Below are 9,925 nucleotides of genomic sequence, written 5' to 3' on the forward strand. Positions count from 1 at the left end.
AAATGAACGAACTGACCAACTTCGCGAACCCGGTGGCCAAGCCGGAGACCTTCGACCAGATCCAGATCGGCATTGCGTCGCCTGACCGCATCCGTTCCTGGTCGTTCGGCGAGATCAAGAAGCCCGAAACGATCAACTATCGCACGTTCAAGCCCGAGCGTGACGGCCTGTTCTGCGCGCGCATCTTCGGTCCGATCAAGGATTACGAGTGCCTGTGCGGCAAGTACAAGCGCATGAAGTACAAGGGCATTGTCTGCGAAAAGTGCGGCGTCGAGGTTACCGTCTCGAAGGTCCGCCGTGAGCGCATGGGCCATATTGAACTGGCCGCGCCGGTCGCGCACATCTGGTTCCTCAAGTCGCTGCCCTCGCGCATCGGCCTGCTGCTCGACATGCAGCTCAAGCAGCTCGAGCGCGTGCTGTACTTCGAATCCTACATCGTCACCGAGCCGGGCCTGACGCCGCTGGAGAAGTTCCAGCTGCTGACCGAGGACGAGCTGCTCGACGCGCAGGACGAATATGGCGAAGACGCCTTCTCCGCCGGCATCGGTGCAGAAGCGGTCAAGATCATGCTCATGGACCTCGATCTCGAGGGCGAGAAGCGCACGCTGCTCGAAGAGCTGGCGACGACCAAGTCGGAGCTGAAGCCCAAGAAGATCATCAAGCGTCTGAAGGTCGTTGAGAGCTTCCTGGAGTCGGGCAACCGTCCGGAGTGGATGATCCTCGACGTCGTTCCGGTCATCCCGCCCGAGCTGCGCCCGCTGGTCCCGCTGGACGGCGGTCGCTTCGCGACGTCGGACCTCAACGACCTGTATCGCCGCGTCATCAACCGCAACAACCGCCTCAAGCGCCTGATGGAGCTGCGCGCGCCGGACATCATCGTCCGGAACGAAAAGCGCATGCTGCAGGAAGCCGTCGACGCGCTGTTCGACAACGGCCGCCGCGGTCGCACGATCACGGGTGCCAACAAGCGTCCGCTCAAGTCGCTGTCCGACATGCTCAAGGGCAAGCAGGGCCGCTTCCGTCAGAACCTGCTCGGCAAGCGCGTCGACTATTCGGGCCGTTCGGTCATCGTGACCGGTCCGGAGCTCAAGCTGCACCAGTGCGGCCTGCCCAAGAAGATGGCGCTCGAGCTGTTCAAGCCGTTCATCTACGCGCGCCTCGACGCCAAGGGTCTGTCGATGACCCTGAAGCAGGCGAAGAAGTGGGTCGAGAAGGAGCGCAAGGAAGTCTGGGACATCCTGGACGAGGTGATCCGCGAGCACCCGGTTCTGCTGAACCGCGCGCCGACGCTTCACCGTCTGGGCATCCAGGCGTTCGAGCCGGTGCTGATCGAGGGCAAGGCGATCCAGCTTCACCCGCTGGTCTGCTCGGCCTTCAACGCCGACTTCGACGGTGACCAGATGGCCGTGCACGTTCCGCTGTCGCTCGAAGCGCAGCTGGAAGCGCGCGTGCTGATGATGTCGACCAACAACATCCTGAGCCCTGCGAACGGCAAGCCGATCATCGTGCCGTCGCAGGACATGGTGCTGGGCCTCTACTACATCTCGATGGAGAAGGAGGGTGAGCCCGGCCAGGGCATGGTGCTCGGCGATATGTCGGAAGTGCACCAGGCGCTGTTCGCTGGCGCGGTGACGCTGCATTCGAAGATCACCAGCCGCGTCCCGCAGACGGACGAGGACGGCAACACGTACATGAAGCGGTTCGAGACCACCCCGGGCCGCATGCTGCTGGGCGAATGTCTGCCGAAGTCGCACAAGGTGCCGTTCGACGTCGTCAACCGCCTGCTCACCAAGAAGGACGTGGGCGACGTGATCGACGAGGTCTATCGCCACACCGGCCAGAAGGAGACCGTCCTGTTCGCCGACGCGATCATGGCGCTCGGCTTCCGTCACGCGTTCAAGGCCGGCATCTCGTTCGGCAAGGATGACATGATCATCCCGGCGTCGAAGGAAGCAACGGTCGACGAGACCCGCGCGCTCGTGAAGGACTTCGAGCAGCAGTATCAGGACGGCCTGATCACGCAGCAGGAGAAGTACAACAAGGTGATCGACGCTTGGAGCCGTTGCGGCGACGTGGTGGCGGCCGCCATGATGGACGAGATCAAGTCGGTGAAGGTCGACGAGACGACCGGCCGCGAGAAGCCCGCCAACGCGATCTACATGATGGCGCATTCGGGTGCCCGTGGTTCGGCGGCGCAGATCAAGCAGCTGGCCGGCATGCGCGGCCTGATGGCCAAGCCGTCGGGCGAGATCATCGAAACGCCGATCATCTCGAACTTCAAGGAAGGTCTGACCGTCCTTGAATACTTCAACTCCACCCACGGCGCGCGCAAGGGCCTCGCGGATACGGCGTTGAAGACCGCGAACTCGGGTTACCTGACCCGCCGTCTGGTCGACGTGTCGCAGGACTGCGTCGTCATGGAGCAGGATTGCGGGACCGAGCGCGCGCTGGAGATGAAGGCGATCGTGCAGGGCGGCAGCGTTATCGCGTCGCTGGGCGAGCGTATCCTGGGCCGCACCACGGCCGAGGACGTCGTCGATCCCAAGACCGGCGAGGTTGCGATCCCGACCGGCACGCTGCTCGACGAGCCGATGATTGCGCAGATCGAAGGTCTGGGCGTTCAGGGCATGAAGATCCGCTCGCCGCTCGTCTGCGAAGCCAAGATCGGCGTGTGCGCCAAATGCTATGGCCGTGACCTTGCCCGCGGTACGCCGGTGAACATCGGCGAAGCGGTCGGCGTCATCGCGGCGCAGTCGATCGGTGAGCCGGGCACGCAGCTGACCATGCGTACCTTCCACATCGGCGGCGCGGCGCAGCTCAACGAGCAGTCGAACCTCGAAGCCCCTGTGGACGGCAAGGTCGAGTTCCGCGACCTGCGCCTGATCACCGATCAGCGCGGCCGCCGCGTGGTTCTGGCCCGTTCGGGCGAGATCGCGATCCTCGACACCGATGGTCGCGAGCTGGCGGTGCACCGCATTCCGTACGGCGCGTACGTCATGTTCGACGATGGCCACATCGTCAGCAAGGGCGACCGCATGGCGGAATGGGATCCGTTCACCATGCCGGTGATCACGGAAACCGGCGGCGTCGTGAAGTATCAGGACCTGATCGACGGCAAGACGCTGACCGAGCAGGTCGACGAAGCGACCGGCATCGCGCAGCGCGTGGTGATCGAAAACCGCGGTTCGGCGGCGAAGAAGGAAGATCTGCGTCCGCGCCTGACCCTCACCGGCGACGGTGCGGCGGAGGCCGCGCGCTACATGCTGTCGCCGGGTGCGGTGATCAGCGTGGAGGACGGTGCGACCGTGCAGGGCGGCGACGTTCTGGCCCGTGTCAGCCGCGAGTCTGCCAAGACCCGCGACATCACCGGCGGTCTGCCGCGCGTCGCCGAGCTGTTCGAAGCGCGCAAGCCCAAGGAAAATGCCATCATCGCCAAGGTCTCGGGCCGCGTGGTGTTCGGCAAGGACTATAAGGCGAAGCGCAAGATCGGCATCCAGCCCGAGGATGGCGGCGAGGTCGTCGAGTATCTGGTGCCCAAGTCGAAGGTGATCGACGTTCAGGAAGGCGACTACGTCAAGCGTGGCGACAACCTGATCGGCGGCAGCCCCGATCCGCACGACATTCTCGAAGTGCTCGGCATCGAGCCGCTGGCAGAATATCTCGTCGCGGAAATCCAGGAAGTCTATCGACTCCAGGGCGTGAAGATCAACGACAAGCACATCGAGGTGATCGTTCGCCAGATGCTGCAGAAGGTCGAGATCACCGACGCTGGCGACACCACCCTGCTCCCCGGCGAGCAGGTGGATCGCGACGAGATGGACGAGACCAACTCCAAGCTGGAGCCCGGCCAGGCCCCCGCACAGGGCAAGCCAATCCTGCTCGGCATCACCAAGGCGTCGCTGCAGACCCGCAGCTTCATCTCGGCGGCGTCGTTCCAGGAGACCACCCGCGTCCTCACCGAGGCGGCGGTCCAGGGCAAGCAGGACACGCTGATCGGCCTGAAGGAGAACGTGATCGTCGGCCGTCTCATCCCCGCCGGCACCGGCGCGGGCATGAACCGGGTGCGCATCGCGGCCACCAGCCGCGACGCCGCGCTCCGCGCCCAGCAGCGCAAGCTGCAGGAAGCGCTGATCGCCCCCAACTCGGCTGCCGAGGAGCGTGCCGCCGAACTGGCGCAGGATCCCGTAGACGCGATGGTCACCAGCGACGCGCTGGAGAAGGTCGAAGTGTCGGGTGACGGCAGCGACGAAGCGGCCGGCGATTACCTGAACAAGGGCGAGTAATCGCCCGGTTCAGCGACCCGCGCTGACAAAGAAAAGGCCGCCGCCCGGGAGATCGGGCGGCGGCTTTTTTGTTGGGTTCGGGCGGGCAGCCGCGCTCTCCAATCCTCACCCGCCAAGGGCGAGGATCAGGTGACGTCGCTTCGGGGAGGCGCTCAGAAGAAGCTCGACAGGGTGAGATAGCCGAATTTCATGTCGCCGGTTGCAGGCGCATTGGGCGCATCGGTCAGGAAACGCCCCTTGGCGAGCAAGGCCGCGCCCGCCTCGACCCGCAGCTTCTTCGGCACCAGCCAGTTGCGCACGCGCGCCTCGACCTGCGTCCCGGCATCGCGACCCGACGCGCCGCCGGCATCGCGGACCGATGTGGCGGCAAAGCTGTCGGTGGCGGATGCGAGCAGGAATTTGCGCGCCTTGACCGTAAAGTCCCACGCCTTGCTCGGCTTCGCCTCGATCGCGACGCCGGGGCTGACGATGTTGGACCAGCTGGCCGGACCATACAGGCTGAGCGGCCCGAAATCGCCGCGCCGTCCGCCGAACAGCGGATCGAAGCGCCGATAGTCGGTGGCGGTGGTGTCGCCGCTGGCATAGCCCAGAAATGCCGTCACGCGCGGCGCCCAGCCCGACGCGACGGTGTAGCCGATCTCGACATTGGCCATGCCGGCGCGCACCTTGCGGTCGAGCAGGTCGCTCGCCGCGGTTGACCCACGGGTGGTGCCACGCTGAAGCGCGCCCTCCAGTTCGAAATCCAGCTTGCCCTTGCCCGGGGTGCGGTTGATCCGACCGCCAAAGGTGAACAGGTCGCGGTCGCGCGTGGCCCGGCCCGCGCGGTCGCGCTCGTCCAGCCCATAGGCAAAGACTTCGGCATTGGCGCCGGCAAGCATCTTGGCGCGCGTGAAGGACCCGCCCCAGAAGTGCAGCCCGGCATTGGCGCGGTCCAGCTCGACCTTGTTATCCTCGATCGACGCGCGATCCGAGGGCAGCTTGTCGAACACCCGCGCCGCGATGAGCGCCAGCCGGTCGCCACGCGCGCTGCTCCACTCGAGATTGGCACCAAGGAAGCTGTTGGGCGAGTTCGACCAGTCCGGTCGGTCGAGCAGGCGGCCCGAGCCGGAAGAGGCGGTGAAGCGACCCAGGCGCAGAACGCCCTTGCCCTTCTGACCCGCGACATTGCCCAGATCGACGCCGAGATAGGCCTGAAGCGGTTCGAGCGCGTTGCTTTCACTCGTTCCCGCGGTCGACTGGCCATGCTGGAAATAGCTGCGCGCATCGTCGAGCTCGGCGGTGAGATGCACGCCACCGAAATCATAGCGGGCGGTGATCAACGTGCGGAACGAGAGCATGGCGTCGCTGTCGGGCGCGCCCGGTTTCACCTGCCCATCGACCACCTCGACCCGCGCACGCACGCTGCCCTCGATGCTCAGGCCGGTCGCGTCGGCGTCCTTGCCCGGTGCGGCCTTCGCACCGCCCGCTGCACCGATCAGCAGCGCCACCGCCGCGCCGCCCAACATGGCGGTAGATCCAGTCTTCATGCGTGACATCCCCAATTTTGAACGTGCACCCATTATAGACGACGGGATCGGGAACCGGCGTGAAGACGCGGCGATTGGCGTTCAATGCCTGTACCACAGCCGAATTGCGCGGGATGCATCGCAGAAAACGGGCGCCAGCATATTGGCCAAACGGCACGGCGACACGTTTCTGATGATCAGCAGGACAATCGACCTCGTATTAATACTATGGCGCGGCCGACCCTGATCGACGCGTGCTTCAGAACGCGAACGTGGTCCTGAGCCCGACGATCAGCGCGGCACCGCGCCCGCGCGCTCCGGCGGGGTTGATGACGAGTTGCAGGTCGGGCACGGGTCGAACAGCGGCTGAGCGCGCGCACCAGCGTTCGGCTCGCGCTGACCCGCCAGCAGCACGCGGCGTCGCTGCTGCGATCGCATCTCGAAGCCGACATGATGCACGACGCGGTGCGCAGCGACGTGCTCACGCTGCTCGCCGCAGCAGACCCGGCGACCGGGATCAAGCGCGGGCGAAGCAGATGTCACGATCGCGCCGACTGGGCGTGTCAGCGAACTGGGTGGGTTGACCGCGGCGACCGCCGGCTTTCAACAGCAGCTTGCCGCCGCCGCCGCCGCGCGTGAGGCGCAGATGCAGCTGATCGTGGACAGTATCGGGACGGGGCTAGGCGCCTTGTCGCGCGGCGATCTGGTGACCGAAGTGACGGCCGAGCTCGACGGCCCGGTCGCGCGCCTGATAGCGGATTTCAACGGCGCGCTCGCGCATCCGCGGGCGCTGATCGGGGCCGTGGTCAACGGCGCACAGGCGATCCATAGCGGATCGGTCGAAATCGCACAGGCATCCGACGACCTCGCCCGCCGTACCGCGGGCGCTGACCGAGCGCTTCAACATCGGGGGCAAGCCCCCGGCGCGGGCAGCCATGCCAGCGGTTGTCGCGGCCGCCCCGGTCCCGGCGGCACCAACGCCGGAGCCGCCCGCCAACGCGCACCAGGCCGGCCCGGCGGCAAAGCCCAGCGCGAGCCCGGCGCCAAGGCCTATCGCTCACCGGTCAAGGCGCTGCCACGGACAAATGGTGCGGCCGCCGTGGCGACGGACAGCGAAAGCTGGGACGCCTTCTGAGCGGCTGGACAGCCGTCCGATACGCGCCGGGCCGCGAGCGACCCGGCCGTGTCATGTCATCCGAACACTTCGGGGGCGTCGAGATCCGTCCCCTTGGGGTCCTCGCCAAAGCGGTTCGGGCCGGACGTGCCCGGCGTGCAATACCAGACCAGCAGCACGATCGAACAGATGAAGCCGCCCAGCAGCGCAATCCCGCCAAGGATCACCATGGACGACATGCCGCCGTCCATCCCGCCGAGCGATTGCACCATGCCGATCCCCAACAACACCGCACCGACCAGGATCGGCCCCAGGGGGAGGAGGATCCACCAGCCGCTGCGGTCGAGATCATGCAGCCGCCGGACACCCACCGCCAGGCTGGGGATGAGGGTGGCGAGCGCGAAGATATTGCCAAGCAACCCGCCCCGCGCCGCGCTGGCCGGCCCCGTCATGTCCGCGTCGCCGGTAGCGCCGCCGTCCAGCCCGAGCGCGGAGTCGACGATCGCGAGCACGATCGAAACGATCACCACGAACAGCGTGTACATCCAATATTCCTTGCGCCGCGAGCGGCCCGAGAAATCGAAATAGCGTTTGAACGGCAGGATCATCCATTCCATCGGTCATTCCCCCTAAACCCCGACTCGCCCCGGCGGCCGGCGGACTCAGAGCGTAACCTACTCAAAGGGCGTTGCAATCAGCTTCGCGGTGCCTGTCGGCGGTAGCTGAGCGCTTCGGCGATATGGATGCGCCCCACGGTGCCGACGCCCGCCAGATCGGCGATGGTGCGCGCGACGCGCAGCACGCGGGTATAGCCGCGCGCGCTCATCCGCATCGCTTCGGCGGCTTGCGCCAGCAGCTTGCGCCCCGCTTCGTCGGGCGTGGCGACGGCGTCGAGCACCGGGCCGTCGGCTTCGGCATTGGTGCGTGGGCCGTCGCCGCCATAGCGGGCCCGCTGGACGGCGCGTGCCGCCGCGACGCGCGCGGCGACCTCGGCCGATCCCTCGGACGGCGGGGGAAGCACAAGATCGGCGGCGGTGACCGGCTGCACCTCGACATGTAGGTCGATGCGGTCGAGCAGCGGCCCCGACACCTTCGCCTGATAATCCGCCGCACAGCGCGGCGCGCGGGCGCAGGCGAGCGCGGGGTCGCCAAGATGCCCGCAGCGGCACGGGTTCATCGCCGCGACCAGCTGCACCCGCGCCGGGAAGGTCACATGCGCATTGGCGCGCGCGACGCTGACCGTCCCCGCCTCCAGCGGCTGGCGCAGCGAATCGAGCACCGCGCGCTGAAACTCGGGCAGTTCGTCGAGGAACAGCACGCCGAGATGCGCAAGGCTGACCTCACCCGGCTTCACCTTGAGGCCCCCGCCGGTCAGCGCGGCCATCGATGCGGAATGGTGGGGTGAGCGGAACGGGCGCGTCCGCGTCAGCCGCCCGCCCTCCAGCGTCCCGGCGACGCTCGCCACCATCGACACCTCCAGCGCCTCGGCTGCGTCGAGCGGCGGCAGGATCCCGGGCAGACAGCTCGCCATCAGCGACTTGCCCGCCCCCGGCGGCCCAACCATCAGCAGGTTCGATATAGCTACACTTTCCTCCGAGGTATCTGTGGATAGATTGCGGGAGGCGCAGCGGACGGCGGCTAGTGGGCCGGTTGCTGCCCGTCCGCTTCACAGAATCTGCATGCCGGAAGCGGACATCACTGCCGCGGCCGCAGCTTGCGCGCAATGGGATGGGCGATTGTATGGCGAGATCGTCACTGCCACACGTACGGCCCTCTAAGTCGGTGCCTAATTAAAGCCGCAGGACTTCGCGAAGATTATCGAAATACATATCGATATTGCCGCTCGACAGCCGGCGCAGCTCCTCACCCTGGTCTGGATCGAGCGGCAGGAAGTGCGTCCGCAGGACGACCATGCAGGCATCCGGCCCGGCGGGCGTAACCGTAATCCGGCCGCCATAATCTGCCCAAGGCAGCAGGCCATAATCGACCATGTCATAGCCGATGACGCGCTCGATCTCGTCGAGCTCAATCAGCCGCTCGACCACCGATCCCCCGCCGATCGCAGGGTCGAGATGATAGGTGCGCCGCCCCCCTATGCCCCGACCGACGGTTTCCACCCTCGCGACATAGCCGCGCGTCAGCACGTCGCCCGCGAAGTCGCCGACGAATTCCCACGCCCGTTCCGCCGGTGCCTCAATACGATGTGCGACCTCCACCCACAGCATGGCCAGTCCCTTCAACGGATATAGTCGGCGCCGGGATGGGCGCGCGGAAAGGTTTTGAGGTAATCGACGAACCTGCCGAGCGCCTTGTCGCCGCGCGTGAACATGCCGCGCGTGAAGCGGATGGTGTTCAGGATCTCGACGTCCTGATCGACGACCGAGATTTCCAGCGCCTGCGCAAAGTCGAGCGTTTCCTGCACGCGCTTGTCGTCCTCCGGCGTGCCGTCCGACTTCTGCGTCGCGATGACGAAATAGCTGCGCAGCGTGCCTGGCCGATGGATGCCGCAGGGATACAGAAACGCAAACCAGCGGCCGTTCACGCTGCCCATCTGATAGAAGATGTTGTTGCCGTGGATACCGACCTTGTACTCGATCGTGGCGCCGGTCTCCTTGAATCGGCCGCGCAGATCGTAACTATAGCCATGGTCGTGCCAGTCGATATCCTGCGACGGATCACCATCCACCTCGATGCCGTGCACGATGTTGATGTGGTTGAAATCGGTGGTATTGCACATGAACACCCACGGATCGGCTAGCAGGTCGAGATGTGGGATCTCGCTGTGGAAGGCGAGTTCCTCGTCAGGAAAGCCGAGGTCAGGCAGATCGTAGAGCGGTTCCTCGCCGTTAAACGCCCAGATCAGGCCATAGCGTTCCTGCACCGGATAGCGGAACACCCGCATCGCGCTGGTCACGGGATCGTTGGTGGCGGTCCGGGCGCATTTACCCGCCATGTCGAACTCCCAATGATGGAAGGCACAGACCAGCCGGTCACCCGCAACCTTGCCGATCGAGAGATCTGCG

Annotated in this window: 7 protein-coding genes and 1 pseudogene; 2 read left to right on the plus strand and 6 right to left on the minus strand. The window is 66.0% G+C overall.

Annotation, left to right across the window (positions count from 1 at the left end):
* The first annotated feature begins 2 nt into the window (after nt 1-2).
* Nucleotides 3-4,283: a DNA-directed RNA polymerase subunit beta' gene (gene rpoC / locus ACO05N_RS19650; RefSeq protein WP_422058667.1), complete on the plus strand. Its 4,281-nt coding sequence runs from the start codon at nt 3-5 to the stop codon at nt 4,281-4,283.
* A gap of 152 nt (nt 4,284-4,435) precedes the next feature.
* On the opposite strand, the gene ACO05N_RS19655 is transcribed toward rpoC, so the two are convergent.
* Complete coding sequence (locus ACO05N_RS19655; RefSeq protein ID WP_422058668.1) at nt 4,436-5,809, minus strand: alginate export family protein; 1,374 nt, start codon at nt 5,807-5,809, stop codon at nt 4,436-4,438.
* Nucleotides 5,810-6,079: 270 nt separating this feature from the next.
* Complete coding sequence (locus ACO05N_RS19660; RefSeq protein ID WP_422058669.1) at nt 6,080-6,331, minus strand: hypothetical protein; 252 nt, start codon at nt 6,329-6,331, stop codon at nt 6,080-6,082.
* Between the two features lie 37 nt (nt 6,332-6,368).
* On the opposite strand from ACO05N_RS19660, the gene ACO05N_RS19665 reads away from it, so the two are divergent.
* Entirely contained in the window at nt 6,369-6,923 is a 555-nt protein-coding gene (locus ACO05N_RS19665; RefSeq protein WP_422058670.1) for a hypothetical protein, read from the plus strand.
* 56 nt (nt 6,924-6,979) lie between these two features.
* Here the strand turns inward: ACO05N_RS19665 and ACO05N_RS19670 are convergent, their stop codons facing one another.
* The 4 genes and pseudogenes from ACO05N_RS19670 to ACO05N_RS19685 form a co-directional block, all read right to left on the minus strand.
* Nucleotides 6,980-7,519, minus strand: a complete 540-nt coding sequence (locus tag ACO05N_RS19670) for a DUF805 domain-containing protein (protein ID WP_422058671.1) — start codon at nt 7,517-7,519, stop codon at nt 6,980-6,982.
* Nucleotides 7,520-7,596: 77 nt separating this feature from the next.
* Nucleotides 7,597-8,475 (minus strand): annotated as a pseudogene (locus ACO05N_RS19675) (YifB family Mg chelatase-like AAA ATPase); the annotation flags it as partial.
* A 217-nt stretch (nt 8,476-8,692) separates the two neighbouring features.
* Complete coding sequence (locus ACO05N_RS19680; RefSeq protein WP_422058672.1) at nt 8,693-9,142, minus strand: SRPBCC family protein; 450 nt, start codon at nt 9,140-9,142, stop codon at nt 8,693-8,695.
* On the minus strand, nt 9,139-9,925 hold a 787-nt coding region (locus tag ACO05N_RS19685; protein ID WP_422058673.1), incomplete at its 5' end, for a Rieske 2Fe-2S domain-containing protein. The genes ACO05N_RS19680 and ACO05N_RS19685, both read right to left, overlap by 4 nt.

This window comes from Sphingomonas sp., assembly GCF_965227385.1.
In the GTDB taxonomy this organism is placed as follows: Bacteria; Pseudomonadota; Alphaproteobacteria; order Sphingomonadales; family Sphingomonadaceae; genus Sphingomonas.

What these genes read in the sequence shown, in the direction of transcription:
- rpoC (WP_422058667.1), top strand. Translation starts at nt 3, where the DNA reads ATGAACGAACTGACCAACTTCGCGAACCCGGTGGCCAAGCCGGAGACC.
- ACO05N_RS19655 (WP_422058668.1), bottom strand. Translation starts at nt 5,809, where the DNA reads ATGAAGACTGGATCTACCGCCATGTTGGGCGGCGCGGCGGTGGCGCTG.
- ACO05N_RS19670 (WP_422058671.1), bottom strand. Translation starts at nt 7,519, where the DNA reads ATGGAATGGATGATCCTGCCGTTCAAACGCTATTTCGATTTCTCGGGC.